The 15,586-nt window shown below is 57.6% G+C and carries 9 protein-coding genes and 2 pseudogenes; 5 read left to right on the forward strand and 6 right to left on the reverse strand.

All coding sequences use genetic code 11. The features are described from left to right. Positions 1 to 739 (reverse strand): aminopeptidase P family N-terminal domain-containing protein (locus CWO91_RS29655; protein ID WP_130218667.1); only part of this gene is annotated, 739 nt, incomplete at its 3' end. A 1,114-nt stretch (positions 740 to 1,853) separates the two neighbouring features. Here CWO91_RS29655 and CWO91_RS29660 point away from each other — a divergent pair. Beyond that, the gene (locus CWO91_RS29660; RefSeq protein WP_130218669.1) at positions 1,854 to 3,401 is read left to right on the forward strand and encodes an acetolactate synthase large subunit; all 1,548 of its coding nucleotides are present in this window, start codon (positions 1,854 to 1,856) and stop codon (positions 3,399 to 3,401) included. 255 nt (positions 3,402 to 3,656) lie between these two features. Here the strand turns inward: CWO91_RS29660 and CWO91_RS29665 are convergent. The 3 genes and pseudogenes from CWO91_RS29665 to CWO91_RS29675 all read right to left on the reverse strand — a co-directional run bounded on the left by CWO91_RS29665 (position 3,657) and on the right by CWO91_RS29675 (position 7,649). Continuing rightward, positions 3,657 to 5,077 (reverse strand): annotated as a pseudogene (locus CWO91_RS29665) (M20 family metallopeptidase). Between the two features lie 878 nt (positions 5,078 to 5,955). Next, positions 5,956 to 6,870, reverse strand: coding sequence for an SDR family NAD(P)-dependent oxidoreductase (locus CWO91_RS29670; RefSeq protein WP_130218671.1), 915 nt, complete (start codon positions 6,868 to 6,870; stop codon positions 5,956 to 5,958). A gap of 302 nt (positions 6,871 to 7,172) precedes the next feature. Beyond that, positions 7,173 to 7,649 carry an Lrp/AsnC family transcriptional regulator gene (locus CWO91_RS29675; RefSeq protein ID WP_130218693.1) on the reverse strand — a complete coding sequence of 159 codons (477 nt, stop codon included), beginning with the start codon at positions 7,647 to 7,649 and terminating at the stop codon, positions 7,173 to 7,175. Between the two features lie 156 nt (positions 7,650 to 7,805). Here CWO91_RS29675 and CWO91_RS29680 point away from each other — a divergent pair, with 156 nt between their 5' ends. The 3 genes from CWO91_RS29680 to CWO91_RS29690 all read left to right on the forward strand — a co-directional run bounded on the left by CWO91_RS29680 (position 7,806) and on the right by CWO91_RS29690 (position 12,356). Beyond that, entirely contained in the window at positions 7,806 to 9,320 is a 1,515-nt protein-coding gene (locus CWO91_RS29680; RefSeq protein ID WP_245471422.1) for an NAD-dependent succinate-semialdehyde dehydrogenase, read from the forward strand. Positions 9,321 to 9,330: 10 nt separating this feature from the next. Next, positions 9,331 to 10,722, forward strand: a complete 1,392-nt coding sequence (locus CWO91_RS29685) for an aminotransferase (RefSeq protein WP_130218673.1) — start codon at positions 9,331 to 9,333, stop codon at positions 10,720 to 10,722. A 596-nt stretch (positions 10,723 to 11,318) separates the two neighbouring features. Then, complete coding sequence (locus CWO91_RS29690; protein ID WP_130218675.1) at positions 11,319 to 12,356, forward strand: alpha/beta hydrolase family protein; 1,038 nt, start codon at positions 11,319 to 11,321, stop codon at positions 12,354 to 12,356. Positions 12,357 to 12,374: 18 nt separating this feature from the next. Here CWO91_RS29690 and CWO91_RS29695 read toward each other — a convergent pair whose 3' ends face one another. Beyond that, on the reverse strand, positions 12,375 to 12,857 hold the full coding sequence (locus CWO91_RS29695) for a MarR family winged helix-turn-helix transcriptional regulator (protein ID WP_130218677.1): 483 nt from the start codon (positions 12,855 to 12,857) through the stop codon (positions 12,375 to 12,377). A gap of 475 nt (positions 12,858 to 13,332) precedes the next feature. Between CWO91_RS29695 and CWO91_RS29700 the strand changes: the two genes are divergently transcribed. Further along, positions 13,333 to 14,865 (forward strand): porin, encoded by a 1,533-nt coding sequence (locus CWO91_RS29700; protein ID WP_130218679.1) that lies wholly within the window; start codon positions 13,333 to 13,335, stop codon positions 14,863 to 14,865. Between the two features lie 105 nt (positions 14,866 to 14,970). Here the strand turns inward: CWO91_RS29700 and CWO91_RS44630 are convergent. Next, positions 14,971 to 15,452, reverse strand: a pseudogene (locus tag CWO91_RS44630) (IS5 family transposase); the annotation flags it as partial. Positions 15,453 to 15,586 lie beyond the last annotated feature (134 nt).

Below are 15,586 nucleotides of genomic sequence, written 5' to 3' on the forward strand. Positions count from 1 at the left end.
CGTTGCAGAAGACGTCCTCGGTCCACCGGATGTGGGCTGTACCCGTGCGTGGCGACGCGCACAGGAGGAAGTGAGCAAGTGCCGTTGCGGGCTTGCCGTTTGCACCGCGCACCAGAGTCGCAATGATCTCGGCGGCCGCATCAGCTTCCCGCACGCCGGGATGGATCACTTCTGCCGCACGCATGACCGCTGCGGTAGCAATGTCAGCCGCTTCCCGCATAACCTGGATTTCGAGATCGGACTTGACGAGCCGGATCCAGTCGACGGCCTTGGAAAAATCGACGACCTTCGCATTCGACAGTCTTTTTTTGAACTTCTCCTGCGCCTGGCCGGTCTTAAGCGTCAAGAAACCTGGTTCGAGGCCTACGCCTCGTTTTGCAAGGCCATGGTCATGGAGGAAGTCAATGATGACGTCGTAACCGTCCCTTCCCTCGGGGTTGGCGATGAGGTCTTCCGGATAACCAATCACATTGCTGGGCGCGAGGAACGTCTGATGGATGGCTGCTGGGGCATCCATGCGACGCATGATAAACGTCGGCTCCTCTTCGCGAAGCGAAACCAGAAGCCCCTGCGGAACATACCAGGAATAAGCGGTGTGACCGGTAAGATAGGCAATGTTGGAGGGGCTGCTCACGACAAGTGCATCGATCTCGCGGCGCTCCATTTCTGCTTTTACGGCGGCAAGCCTGCGCAGGTACTCTGCTCGCGGGAATACCGCGGGTGCTTTGTTGATTGTCATGTGTCTTAGCTCCATCGATTGTTGATGTTGAAATGACGAAAGTTCTGTTCCCCAGCCGGCGCCGGTTGATCAGCTCTCGGTTGTCTAGCCAGCTTCTACTGTCATGGCCCATTCGAAGTGCCGATGAACATGACGCTGGATGGCCGCGCTGGTGGAGGCATTGGCACATGATAGATTCGCCTCAAACCTCACCGGTCGGTGGATCCACTGGGTCGCCGATGCACTTGGGCAGACTTGCCGAAACATCACCATCATTGCCATTCCCGCTCGCCGATCGGACAGTTGAAAGCGCCGAGCTGATCTTGAGGGTAGTGTTGCCGAGCTCGGGCGAGTTCGCTCCGCATATTCAGGAGGATCGGCTCGAAGGAGCGGGGTACGGCCTGCGGTCGTGATGTCGAGCGGGTCCACCAACCCTTCTGCGCGCTGGACCGCCTTGATCTCTAACGGAACAAGTTGCCTAAGATCGCGGTCTGTCACTATTTTCATTTCCGTCCCAGACCTTCAAGGATTAAGCCGTCTCGCCCTGCCGCCCCTGCATTTCATTTCTGGCCATCGTTTATTCATGATGATCGTAGCGTCTACTAGCGCTGAAAATCCTCAATGTAATGCCTTGTGTGGCCGTTATTTTGCGCCGACCACCGGAAATGTGAAGTTTTCAGGCGATTAGCTGCTCTATGTTAGGCCAGTTGCGCGGGGGCTCGAAGCGGCAGGTAATAGCTCCGACGCGCTTGCCTTTCTCTCAAAGATCAAGCGCGGGTTAACATAGCAATGGAGCGAGGAGTGTGACCGCGGCGGAAAAGCCAAAGTGGTCGCCGTGAAGTGCCGAGCGGTGTCCGGTACGCACCACGGACGATTCCAATCTGTACAAGCGGCGGATCACAAATTGTCTCCAAATCAATGCAGTCCAAGGCAGCCGCTGCCTGTGCGTAAGCCAAGGCACGTAGGGGCGCGATCCTCAAGGATTCTCGTTAGCGCAGTTACAATGCGTCGCCGCCAAGTACAAAGGCTGCACCCGTCCAAGTAGGCTGCATGACGGCGACTCTTTTGACGGAAACAGTGAACGATGTTTGATCGAGGCGAACCACTCGCAAATTTCGGCTAGGGAGCTCAAATAATGAACGGTGCGGAAAGTCTTGTGCGTACGCTTGTGAAAGGTGGGGTCGATGTGTGCTTCACGAACCCGGGCACCTCCGAGATGCACTTCGTTGCGGCACTGGATCGCGTTCCAGGCATGCGCTGCGTGCTCGGTCTGTTCGAAGGTGTGGTGACGGGAGCAGCCGAAGGCTACTTCCGCATGAAGGGGATACCCGCCTCGACGCTCCTGCATCTCGGCCCAGGCCTCGCCAACGGCCTTGCGAACCTGCACAATGCCAAGAAGTCGAATTCCGGGATCGTCAACATCGTGGGCCAGCATGCAGGCTATCACATCGGCTACAATGCGCCGCTCACTTCCGACATCGAAGGTCTGGCGCGGCCCATGTCGTCGTGGGTGCGGACCTCGCGGGATGCGAAGTCGGTTGCCGCCGACGGTGCCGCTGCGATTGCCGCGGCCAGGAGCTCGCCGCCACAGATCGCCACTCTGATCCTGCCGGCAGATACCGCTTGGAATGAGGCCGACAGTATCGCCGAGGTGCCGCTCAAGACGCAACGCCCATCCTATTCACCCCAGGCGGTCGAGAACGCGGCAAGAATTCTGGGTAGCGATCCCGACCACACGCTGCTGCTGATCACCGGCAGCGCGCTGACCGAACACGGCTTGTCCCTGGCTGAGCGCATTGCCGGAAAGACCGGCTGCACAGTGGCAGGCCCGACCTCGCGTCCCCGGATCGCGCGCGGCCGCGGCCGTTTCTCGATCGAGCGCATTCCTTATGTCATCGAGCAGGCACTATCGTTCCTTCAGAGATTTCGTCACATCGTGCTGGTCGAAGCCGATGAGCCGGTTGCCTTCTTCGCCTACCCGAACAAGCCGAGCTTGTTGAAGCCCGACGGATGCGAAGTGCATCGAATGACCGCCAGCGGGGAAGATTCGATTGGCGCCCTCGATGCGCTTGCCGACGCGCTCCATGCCAGCGCGAATGATGTCAAGCCACAAACGCTTCTGGAAGTAGTCAAGCCCACGGGCGCACTCAACTACGCTACGATTGCGCAGGCGATAGCGTATGCGCTTCCGGAGAATGCTATCGTGGTCGACGAATCCATCACCGCCGGCCGTGACTTCTTCCAGCCGACGGCGGCAGCCGCGCCGCACGATTGGTTGCAGAACATGGGCGGCTCGATTGGCTTCTCAACGCCGGCGGCGATTGGCGCCGCGGTCGCCTGTCCGGACCGCAAAGTGTTTTGTCTGGTCGGCGACGGCACTGCGATGTACACGATCCAGTCGTTGTGGACGCAGGCGCGCGAAGGTCTCGACGTCGTCACCATCGTCTTCGCCAACCGCGTCTATCAGATCTTACGTGGTGAGTTCGACGGCGTCGGCGCGGGCGAACCCGGTCGACGCGCACTCGACATGCTGAAGATCGATCGCCCGACGCTTGACTTCGTCGCGCTGGCGCGCGGAATGGGGGTGCCGGGCCGCGCAGTGAGGACTGCCGACGAATTCAACAAGGCCTTGGCCGAAGCCAAGGCCGAGCGTGGGCCACGCCTGATCGAAGTTCAAATGTGAAGCGCTGGGGCCCGTTGCGGAGAGCCCAGCAAGGGTGGTTCAGGCGCGCTTCGCGAGTTCTTTCGCGTACCAAACCTTGCCTCTCGAGAAGGACGTCGCTACGCCAACGTATCGCCATCCCACCGCTTCAGCCGGCATCTCGAAAATGGTTGTCCAACTGGGCCGGCGACTGAAGGTACGACCAGCCTAGTTGGTGCATGCTGCATCTGCCGCACAGAAGCATCATGCTCGTTTCCGACAACGCGCCCGCAGGGCCTATTGCTTCGCCATTTCCAGAGGCGGTTCCGCTTCCGGACCGATGGGATTTCGAAATTCATTTTCGTCGCGAAACTGCTTGAACGCGTCTTTTGCCGCCAACAGAAGGGTTGGGCTCGAGAGGACGTCGACTGCGAGGCCCGCCATTGCCTTTGCTGCGTGCGTGATCCCTTTATGCGCGGCGGGGGACTTTCCTTGAGCGACAAGCTGCCAGGAATGACCAGGCGTTCCGACTGCGTAGCACGCGATGCGGCACTGCACCGTAGGTACGACCCAGCTCACCGTTCCGACGTCGTCGACCCGATAGAAACATTGGAGGCGCCATACAGCGGATATATCTGCTCTGATAAGGATTCAGAACTCACAGGCAGTCCGTAAAGACCATACAATGAGCGAATGTTGTCAGGCGACAACGTTTTCTGTATTTCCTTCGCGAACTCTCTGTCGGAGTTGTCGAACCCGGGGCCGCCCAGTTGGAGAAGGGTTGCTTGCATAGCGTTTTCCAGAGGCGAATTTCCGACCAGGTTTGCCTCACCGGAGAGCTGCTGTACGTCTACTGTGGTTTCGGTCATGAGAGCCGCACCTTGGGCAATTTTCTTCACCCGATTCACCAGATCCCACATTTCGCTGAGGTTGGCTGCTCGAACGAGGTGGCGCACAACCGCGCGCGGTTGCACGACATTCGGCGCGATGCCTCCACCATCAACAAGAGCGTAGTGAACGCGAGCCGATGAGGGCATGTGCTCACGCATATAATTCACTCCAACATTCATGAGCTCCACAGCGTCTAGTGCGCTACGCCCCAGGTGAGGCGCCACTGCAGCATGAGCGGCGCGGCCATGAAAGGTGAATTCCATTTCCACGCAGGCGAGGGAGACAGGACTAAATACGCCGCAGAACGCGGCCGGGTGCCAGCAAACTGCCACGTCGACATCTTCGAAAGCGCCAGCCCGGACTAGGAAGCTCTTCGACGACCCGCCTTCCTCCGCAGGACAACCGTAGTAACGTACGCGCCCGGGCAGTCCGGTGTGAGCGAGCCATTCCTTCACAGCTACAGCAGCCAACAGAGAGGCAGAGCCGAGCATGTTGTGGCCGCAACCGTGTCCAGAAGCGCCCGAAGCGAGCGGCCGCTCCGCCGCGACCCCCGCCTCTTGGCTCAATCCCGGTAAGGCGTCGTATTCTCCGAGGAAGGCAATCACAGGCCCCCCCTGGCCTGCCTCACCCATGATCGCCGTGGGAATACCCGCCAGCGAATCGGTTACCGCGAAACCCCGCGAAGCCAATTCCTTGCTGTGCGCGTTCGCAGCAAAGAATTCTTGATAATTCAGCTCAGGACGATCCCAAATCCGATCACTTAAATCGTGAAACGTTGACTTGTTGGCGTCGATCCAATCCCAGACGGGCTTCGTGTTCTTCAGCATCCACTTTCTCTCCGCTCAGGTTAGGTTCGACAAATCACTCAGTGTTGGCCGCCGAACGGCGTACGCAATTCGCTCGCGACGCCGTGACAGAGATTTCTGCACACCAAATCAAAGAAAACGGCAGGCTATTCAGCTTGAAAATGCGAAACCAGGAGTCGCAGCAACGGTAATCACTGACGTCGCGAATGACGCAGCTTAAACCAAATTAGCTGCATTCTGGATATTGCGACCGCATATTGCGCAGGAATCGTGCTGCTTTTCGGCAAAATAACACGTTTGGCGCAGAAAGTTGTTGAGGCGTTGAGGTGTCGCAACGAGGTGACCTGATCGTTCCTGAGTGATCCCCTGGCCGTGCAGCAGTCCATGCTAATGCAGCCTTGGGCCTATGCTCATTTTGGCGACTGCCCCCTCAAGAGTCGCTGCGCTTGCGGAAGGGCGAGTATGTGGGATCCATTTAGGAAAGCGAAGAGTAAACGAGCACGACAGCTGCGTGCGCGCACGTCCTGCTGCGTGACTGTAGGGCCGCTTCTTCCAAAGCTTGCCGGAGGCTTGCTCCCATCGTCATTCTTGAGGGGGCTTTCTTGCAGATCAGCCCGGCCAAAGATCCGGTCAGCAGCGGCGACGAAGTCGTCTCCAATCTGGTTGCGCGGATAAGATCATATCGATGCACAACATGGAGCGTAGCGCTCGCTCTGCCGATTCAAGTGTTGATGGTTCGAACAACGCCATGGCCAAAAAGGTTAGCTCGGCAAAGCCGCGCCGCGTCGGTCCTGGTTTCCCGCACATTCCGCCTGAGAAGCATTGGCTTGCAAACGGGAAGCGGGCGGTCTCTGGTGCAAACAACGGAAGACCGCAGCACTGTAGCTGTACACGGAAACTCAGATTGGATCCCAGCTGAAGATACCGCTTGAGCGATCAAGCCCATAGAACGATCCCTTCAGTGCCGGTATCGCGTGCTCCGCGATCGATTGTGTTGTCCAGCCTTCGCTCCGCTGCACCGAGCGAATCGGCCGCGACTGGCTCATCAGAAAGATCTCATTCATGCGTATGGCGAAGATCTGGCCGGTGACATCTTTAGCCGCATCACCGAGGAGGCAGGCGACTACGGGCGCGATCTTCTCGGGCCCCATCTGCTGGATCTTTGCAACTCGCGTTTTGTCGGCGTCGGTCTCAGTCGGGATGCTGCCGATCATGCGACTCCAAGCAAACGGCGCGACGCAATTTGAACGTACATTGAAGCGGTTCATGTCGAGCGCGATGGATTTCGACAAACCGACGATACCGAGCTTGGCCGCGGCGTAGTTCGCCTGACCGAAATTGCCGATCAGGCCGGAAGTCGAGGTGAAGTGCACGAAGGAGCCGCTCTCCTGCTCGCGGAACAGCCGTGCCGCCGCACGGGAGACGTAAAACGAACCCATCAGATGCACCTTGATCACAGACTCGAAGGCCTCCACGCTCATCTTGTGAAAAATCATGTCACGCAGAATACCGGCATTGTTGACGACGCCATCGAGCCTGCCGAAATGATCCGTCGCGGTTTTAACGATTTTACCGGCTGGAACCGCTTCCGCAACGCTCTCGAAATTGGCAACGGCCGTGCCGCCGCGTTTTTTGATCTCCTCGACGACCTCTTCGGCGGGCGCCCAGCTTGAGCCAGAACCGTCTGATGCTACGCCGGGATCGTTAACCACGACCTTGGCGCCTTCGGCTGCGCAAAGTAGCGCGATCTCCCGCCCAATACCGCGGCCTGCGCCGGTGACCACGATGACTTTGTCCTGCAGCGATCCGGTCATGAAGGTGCCTCCCTTTTTGCCTAAAAAAACGATGACAGTCTCCACGCCTAAATCGGTTCTGGAGACGATCTTCAGAGGACCAATTATCTACCGGGCCCTGGAGGCTGATTTCTCCAAATGTACGGATCGCGTGGCCGAATTTTGTGCCCGATTCCGGAGAACGCGAAGGTTTTGTGCAACTCGATGGCGGGGCACCTACTTGATCAATTTAAAAGATGTAGAGAAACCAGGTGACGGACGTTTTGCTTCAGTGAGGCGGATGACCAAAGAAGTGCATGGATCCGCAACGTGGGATCGTCGCATCACTCCTCTGACGGAGTCTCAATTGGGATTGCAAAACCAGCTTTTACGCGATCCATTATGACCATTGTTTTGAATCCTTTGATGTCCGAGTTCTCATAGAAGAAGCGCCGTGTGAACTGCTCATAGTCCTCCATGGTGCGCGCAGTGACGTACAGGACAAAGTCAGCATCGCCGGTGACGTAAAATCCATTGACGACTTCAACCGATCCTTTGATGGCTTTCTTGAACTTGTCGATTATGTCTGAACGCTCGCGTTCCAAAGTGACTAGCACCAGCATTTGAATTGGCCTTCCCACCGCCTTCGGCGAAACGATCGAGACGTCAGCCTCGATGATGCCTTCCGAGCGAAGCCTCTTCAGTCGTCGTTGACACGCGGTGGGGGAAAGCCCTGCCAGCTCCCCGATAATCTCGGACGTTAGGCGATTGTTCTTTTGCACGATTTCAAGGATGCGAGCGTCAATTCGGTCGTATTGCATAATCGTCTCCAGGCCCCTGGCGATTTCCATCGCCCAATCCACACACAGTGCAGGAAATCATCCCACCGGCAGGAAAGGCGACGCAAATGATCCTGAGTACAACGTATCCTGATTGCATGGCCAATTTCAACAAATGACGGGGCAGGGACTCTCGAAGTGGTTTTTGGAACTGTTCAGCATAAATTTCCGCATTCGGCTGGTATCGCCAGGAAGCATCTGCAAGCGCTGCGTCGTCGTGATTTTGTTGCGGGGGCTGCGTTCGTCGATGGCCGCTGGATCGCGGGTGACAGAAGAGATGTCGTGATTGATCCCGCCACAGGCGAGGAAATTGCGGATGTTGCACGCTGCGATGCCGAAGATGCCGATCGGGCGATCGCGGCAGCTGAGAGATCCTTCTCTGTCTGGCGACAATTGTTGCCGATCAGGCGTGGGGCCATCCTCGGGTCTTGGGCGTCATTGATGCGCGAGCACTCGGAAGAGCTTGCCATTCTTGTCACGAGCGAGCAGGGCAAGCCGCTCGCTGAGGCGCGGTACGAGATTGCTTACGGGGCTGCATTTCTCGACTGGTTCGCTGCTGAGGGGGAGCGCACCTACGGAGAAACGATTCCCAGTCATAAGCCCGGAAGTTTGCTTCACGTGCGAATGCAGCCGATTGGCGTTGCTGCGGCAATCACTCCCTGGAATTTCCCGGTCGCGATGATTGCGCGAAAGGCTGGAGCCGCTCTTGCAGCCGGTTGTCCGGTCATCGTGAAGCCTGCTCCAGAGACTCCGCTCTCTGCTCTTGCGTTGGCCAGGTTGGCTGAACAAGCGGGGATACCGCCCGGTGTGTTTCAGGTCCTCGTTGGCGACCCTATCGAACTCTCGGCGCCTTTGCTGCGCGATACAAGGGTGCGTGCTCTTTCGTTCACTGGCTCTACTCAGGTTGGTCGTCTGCTGCTTCAGGGGACGGCCGATACAGTGAAGAAAGTGTCGCTCGAGCTCGGAGGGCACGCCCCCTTTCTCGTCTTCGACGATGTCGAACTCGATAAAGCTGTCAAAGGGGCAGTAGCCGCGAAGTTCGCTACGTCGGGTCAGGATTGCTTGGCGGCTAATCGGATCTACGTGCAGCGGGGCATCTATGCTGCCTTCGTCGAGGCCTTTGCGGCTGCAATGGGTCAACTCAAAGTAGGTCACGGACTGGAGCCTGCAACAGATATTGGCCCAATGACGAAACTGTCGGTGGCCAACAAGTGCAGGGCTCAAATCGACGATGCGGCAGCAAAAGGGGGGCGGGTCATTTCCGCAAAAATGGAGCCGAGCCTGGGTGAGAACTTCGTTCTTCCGGCGCTGCTAAGTGATGTCACGGAAGACATGCTCATTTGTCGAGAAGAAACGTTCGGCCCGGTAGCCGCTGTACTTCCGTTCGACTCCGAAGAAGAGGTGCTCGCTCGCGCCAACGCCAGCGAAATGGGGTTGGCCGCCTACGTGTATACGGACAGCCTGCGACGAGCGCTTCGGCTTTCCGAGCAAATGGAATACGGCATGGTTGGCGTCAATACTGCTTCATTTACGGGCCCGCCTATTCCGTTCGGGGGATGGAAGCAATCCGGCCTTGGCCGCGAAGGTTCGCGACACGGCATCCACGAATACATGGAAATGAAATACGTCTGCTTCGGCGATTTGCCGGCTTAGGAGAATAGAGATGACTGATATCAAGGCCATCGCCGAGCGAGATCGTTCGACTGTTTTGCATCCGTTCACCCAGCTCAAGGATTTCGCCTCAGGCAAGATCGGCGATCCCACGATCGTCACCAGGGGCAAGGGTATCCGAATTCAGGATGCGCTCGGACACAGCTACATTGACGGTTTTGCCGGCCTGTATTGTGTAAACATTGGGTACGGTCGAACTGAAGTCGCTGAAGCCATTGCGCGGCAGGCTTATCAGCTGGCCTACTACCACACATATGCTGCTCATACGACCGAGGAGTTGGCGGCGCTCTCGGATCGTCTCGTGCGAATGGCGCCCGGCAAACCAAGCAAGGTGTTTTTTGGGCTGTCCGGATCAGACGCAAACGAAACCCAGGCCAAGCTCGTCTGGTACTATAACAATTTGCGTGGCCAACCGAAGAAGAAGAAGATCATCTCGCGCGAGCGCGGATACCATGGCTGCTCCGTAATTTCTGGCTCGATGACCGGAATGTCCTTCTACCATGATCACATGGACCTTCCATTTCCGGGCATTTTGCACACAGGCACACCTCACCACTATTGGGGCGCTGAGCCAGGCGAAACGGAAGAGGCGTTTTCTCGCCGACGTGCGTCGGAGCTCGAGCAGCTGATCGTGCGGGAGGGCCCGGAAACCATCGGTGCTTTCATCGCTGAGCCGGTCCTTGGCACGGGAGGAATTACACCGCCTCCTGCTGGCTATTGGCGTGAGATCCAGGCCGTGCTCAGGCGTTACGACGTTCTTCTCATCGCCGATGAGGTGATTTGCGGCTTCGGTCGAACCGGGGCTGATTTCGGGAGCATGCTCTACGGCATGGAGCCAGATCTCGTTACGGTCGCCAAAGGTCTGACATCTGGCTACGTGCCCCTCTCGGCAGCCATTGTTGGTGAGAAGGTTTACGCAGTTATGGAAGAGGCCGCCGATCGAGTGGGGGCATTTTCGCACGGGTACACGTACTCCGGCCATCCGATAGCGGCGGCTGCCGCCAATGCAGTTCTCGATATTGTTGAGAAGGAGCAGCTGAGCGACCGGGCCAGAACCGTGGGCTCGCATTTCCACAGGCGGCTGAAGGAGAGATTCGCGCAGATGGAGATCGTCGGAGAGGTTCGGGGCGTGGGCTTGCTCGGGGCGATCGAGTTTGTTGCAGACCGCCAGACGAAACGCCGATTTGATCCAGAGCTCAAGGTGGGAGCCCGAATCTCAAAAGCTGCTCGAGATCGCGGACTCATTGCCCGGGCAATGCCTCATGGGGATATTCTTGGATTTGCCCCGCCGCTTGTCGTGTCCGAAGCTGAAATCGATGAAATCGTGGATATAGCATATCAAGCGACCAAGCAGGTTATGGACGAGCTCGCCAAGCAATCCTGAGCCGCTTGGAGGTGCTGATCGACAGAGAGGGCAAACATCGACCGCTTGACGTGGCCGGGCGGCTCATGGGCGGCGGCCCGTGCAATGAAATAAGCTGGTTCGTTCGACGACGGTCGATCTTTCGGGGGCACAACTCTCTCGCATTGCGCGAAGACGGCAGGCATCTATCTCAGCTGAAAGCACGGCGGAAAGCCGTCGGCGCGAATTGCCGAGACTTGGGACGATCTGCGTATGAATATCCTTGCAGGAGATGTCGTCCGCGAATGGTTAGGCTCGACACCCCGGCCTCTAGCAAGCGATCGCTCGAGAGGAGAGCGACGATAGGCATGACGATCTATTCAAAGAACAGACGGCGTTTGGGCTCGAACTATCAGCTGGTGCGAGCTCTGGCAGGGCATCGGGTCAATCTCCAATTGAGCTTCTGCCTTCGTCTCGGGCGCGCGCGGTGGAGGCATAAGCGCATAAAAACCTGCGCATTAGTCGGGCTATAAGCAGAATTTCAGCGTTAATGCGCGCCTTATTGAAGATTTCAGCTTCAGGTACTCGATAATATTTCTGTGAGCGGATGGCGAGGGTCCGCACTAGGAGCAACACTGATGTTGGCTGCTGCTTGGCCTCACATGTCCGGGGATCTTGCGTCCACACGGCGGGGCGCCGCCGTGTTCCTGGACAATCTCGAGGACATCGCGCTCGCCATCGGTCGGCATAACTGGGTCGCACGGTGGACAAACATCGGCGACGCTCATTTCGTTCTTTCTGAAAAGAATTTTAAGAAGGGGGCGCTCGCCGAGGCGACCGACGCCTGGCTCTGCGCACTCACCGCCTTCGAAGTTGCCAGGCGACTGGTCGATGAAGATGATCCTAAGAGCGAAGAGATTCTGGCAAAGGTTGATGCCAGCATTCAGAGGTTCGGACTATCGCTCGAGCAGAAGGTCGAACAGGTGCTGATTGCCTCCGATCAATCCGAGTTTTTCGCCTACTACTTCTCCCCTGTCGGTCGTCATCCATCCGCTCCGGCAGTCATTTGCATTAGCAGGGAAGAAGAAACGGGAGCCGCGCTGCTCGGAAGGCTCCTGCCTGCGGTAATCAGTCGCGGCTTCGCGGTTCTGGTCGTCTCTCATGAAGAGGTTTCAGCTCAGTGGCGCGGCCAGTCGGAACTGGCATTGTCTTCCTGCTTGGATTACCTGTCAGGTCAGCCTGGCGTCGATGGGGCTCGGATCGGAATTTATGGGGAAGGTTTGTCGGCTGCTCTGGCTACTGATTTCGCAATCTCTGATCGGCGCGTTGCTGCAGCGGTTTGCGATGGTGGCCTTTGGGACTGGGCTCGGACTCTCGCGTCCGTTGGTCGGAAGACCAAACCAGCGGACGTGCTGGATGAGAGCGTACTGGCGGCACGTCGGTCACGATTAGCACGAAAGTTGAGATGCCCCGTTCTTGTGGTCGCTGGTGGGCGTGGCACGGTCAGCGTGTCGGAGGCAATCAAATTGCAAACGGACTGCAGGGCTGCGCGCGTTGATCTGGAGTTGGCCATGCCGCGGATGACCCGGACTTCCATCGGGGAAATCGAAAATTTCGTGTCTTCCGACGACTACATCTTCGGATGGCTGGAGCATAAGCTCGCAACGGCTCAATGAGGTCGATGCCATCGATGACTATAATACGCCGATACTCAGCTTTTGAGATGCCAACCGGCTATTCTTGGCAATCGAGGACAACCTTTTGTTGAGGTAGCGCAGGGAGTCCTCATCGAGCTCGGCAAAAATCGTCGAGTTGAGAGCTTGCCTTTTGATCGAGAGATTCATGATTTCCGCCTGAGCCTTTTGAGTAAGCGACATCTGCAGGAATCTCGCGTCGTTAGGCGATGTGACACGGATCAGCAGATCCATTTTTTCAAGCTTCTTCGTCTGGTTGGTGACGAATGCTGGATGGATCCGAAGCTTGTTCGCAATCGCTATTCCCGAGACCCCGCGTCCATCGTCGAGCTCCTCGACTGCCATGAGGATCAACCACTGTGGTTCGGATATTCCAAGCATTTGGGCCCAGCTCTTATGTATTTCCTCAAGCTGGGAGTGGATCTCGACAATATTCCAGATGAAATCACTAACGGCTTTGTCGGAGTGTTTTTCTTCGGCCATCTCGCTCTTTCCGCCAAACTGGGAGTCTCTGGGAGCAGAACATGACACCCGCTGCGAATAGGTACGTACCCCGCTTCTGTCGCTCTAAACAGGGGGGCGGTGACAAGGATGGCATGCAAAAATAAATTGACTTATACAATTGATCTTAGCTATTGATGGTGTCGACCGTTTTTCGTGAAACAAATCGGCGGTCATGTTTGAATCTCCAAGGAAGCCTCTGGGATGCCCCCCGGAGGCTTTTCTTCAATAGCGCCAAATTTTTCCTAATAAAGTTGTCGGCAGTTGTTGCGCGTGGGCAACTTCGCTTGGCCAAATGTCAGATGTATGAATTAATTAATTTTCACAATTGAGTAAGAGCGCTATAGCATGACGGACGGCGAGGGGTGCCTCGAAGTCGTTCCGTCAAGCACCCGCCATGGGCGTAGCTGCGGATCTTCTGAAGGCGGAGACGACGTTCCAACTTGGAGGTTCATCAATGAAATTGACTAAGAGTCTTATCCTGGGTTCTGCGGTACTGTTCGCCGGCACGGCGGCGCAGGCGGCCGATCTTCCTGTGAAGGCGAAGCCGGTCGAGTACGTGAAGGTCTGCTCACTCTATGGTGCCGGTTTCTACTATATTCCGGGGACCGATACCTGCATCAAGCTCGGCGGCTACCTGCGTGTCTGGACCGGCTTGCATACGAACGTCATCGCTTACCCCGCCGACAGTGGTTTGGGTGCGGCACAAAACCGGCTCAGCAACTACTATACGGCCCGTGCTCGTGAAGCTCTGACCATCGATACGCGCACCGCGACCGAATATGGAATGCTCCGTACCTACTTCATGGGCTGGTTCACCTGGACTTCAGGCGGCTATACCGGGGCCGGTACGGGCCTCGCGGGGGGCGCAACGACGTATAACGCGGCGCCAGCGGGCACGAGCGGTAGCGGCTCCGTCGCCGGCGGAGCGCTGGGCGTCCCCTACGCGTTCATCCAGTTCGCGGGCTTCACACTCGGCAAGGCCCAGTCGCAGTTCACCACCCCATGGGCCGATTATCCGGCTAACTGGCACGACCTGCCTGGCAGCGGCGGCTGGGAGCCCGTGAACCAGCTCACCTATACGGCCGACTTCGGCCAGGGCATCACGGCTTCATTCTCTGCCCAGGATCAGGTTGCCAATTACACAAGCAACGTCTGGAATGTGAGCGCTGCGACGCCTGCGGGGCTCGCAGCTGGTGCATACGGCGCCAATGACATCGGCGGTACGCGTGCTCCTGATTTTGTTGCCATGCTCCGAGTTGACCAGGCTTGGGGCCTCTTCCAAGCCTCGTTCGCTGCCCACGACAACCATGCCGCCTACTACGGCGCGACTGAGGTCACTGGCCATCCGGATGATAAGTGGGGCTGGGCTGGACAGCTGGCATTGTCGATCAAGAACCTGCCGACTGGCCCAGGTGATACAGTGAACCTCACGGGTGTGTACACGAAAGGTGCAAGCCGTTATAGCTTCCACAGCTATATGTCCAGCACCGTCGCGATGTACGGCGGTACGGGTTTGGCGGGTGCTTACCAGAGCGTCGGACTTGCTGGTCTTTCGGACTCGGTGTTCGTTGCAGGTGCTGGTCAGGAGCTGACTACGACTTACGGCTTTAACGGCGGTTACACACACAACTGGGATCCACACTGGGCCTCGACTATCTACGGCGGGTTGGGCGCTGTGCGCTACAACGGCACAGCCAAGGGTTACATCTGCGGTGCGATGGTCACTGGGCTCGCGTTGTCGAGTGGGCTGGCTGGCTGTAACCCCGACTTCAACTATGCCGCTATCGGTACATACACCTCCTGGACGCCCGTCAAAGGCCTGACTTTCTTGGCCGAAGTCAACTATATGATGCTGGATCAGAAGTATGCGGGGGGAAGCACTGTAACGCTGCCGCTGCAGTCGGGTATCGCAAAACCGGGTGCTGTGTACGAGCTGAAGGACCAGAACAGCCTCACGCTGCTCCTCCATGCTCAGCGAAATTGGTGAGACGCGGTCAGGCTAGCATAAGAAGAAGCACTATACGCAGCTATTCGAGAAGGCCTCCGGCGTGCAGCCGGAGGCCTTTGACTTGCATTGGTGCAGGGTGGACACTTATCGCATCCACAGGACGATGGCAGCGAGAGTGACCACGGCGCGGTAGTATCGGCAGCGCTTTGGAAGCGGGTGACGACGCGGCGGAACTGCTTGAGTTTGCAGGAACAGCATTCCTCAAATATCGCTCGGCATAGAGATGCTTGTCGCGCGGACATTTAAGTGCGCGTGACGGGTTGTTCGGGATGACAGGTAGCGCTTTTTTGGCGATGTCTTGGAGCAAATGATCGGGTTCATAGGCTGTATCGGCGATGACGACCTCGGCCAGTCATTCGGATCGACGCGGCAGCTTGTGGTGCATCGCCCTTCTGGCCTGCGGTGAGCGCGAACCGCAAGGGGCACCCCAGGCCGCGAACGGCGATATGTATCTTCGTGCGCAGGCGGGCCGCCCCACCTGCCAGCACCTAATCTTCAGACCCCTTTTTGTCGCTCCCGGCGTGCTGATGCGCCCGGGCGATGCTGGAATTGACGATCAGATATTCGTGACGATCCTGGTGAGCGCGCCGGTTAATTAGGCAAGCGGATCGACGTCGTTCAGCTTACAGGTTTCGACCAGAGAGGCGGTCACCACCGTCGGAGCCTGCGAACAGCGTGCCGCGCGGCAATCAGGATGGAA

Source organism: Bradyrhizobium genosp. SA-3 (assembly GCF_004212635.1).
GTDB lineage: Bacteria > Pseudomonadota > Alphaproteobacteria > Rhizobiales > Xanthobacteraceae > Bradyrhizobium.

Excerpts from the sequence above, each read along its gene's own strand:
- CWO91_RS29685 (WP_130218673.1), top strand. The coding sequence starts at position 9,331 with ATGACTGATATCAAGGCCATCGCCGAGCGAGATCGTTCGACTGTTTTG.
- CWO91_RS29675 (WP_130218693.1), bottom strand. The coding sequence starts at position 7,649 with ATGCAATACGACCGAATTGACGCTCGCATCCTTGAAATCGTGCAAAAG.
- CWO91_RS29670 (WP_130218671.1), bottom strand. The coding sequence starts at position 6,870 with ATGACCGGATCGCTGCAGGACAAAGTCATCGTGGTCACCGGCGCAGGC.
- CWO91_RS29690 (WP_130218675.1), top strand. The coding sequence starts at position 11,319 with ATGTTGGCTGCTGCTTGGCCTCACATGTCCGGGGATCTTGCGTCCACA.
- CWO91_RS29660 (WP_130218669.1), top strand. The coding sequence starts at position 1,854 with ATGAACGGTGCGGAAAGTCTTGTGCGTACGCTTGTGAAAGGTGGGGTC.
- CWO91_RS29695 (WP_130218677.1), bottom strand. The coding sequence starts at position 12,857 with ATGGCCGAAGAAAAACACTCCGACAAAGCCGTTAGTGATTTCATCTGG.
- CWO91_RS29700 (WP_130218679.1), top strand. The coding sequence starts at position 13,333 with ATGAAATTGACTAAGAGTCTTATCCTGGGTTCTGCGGTACTGTTCGCC.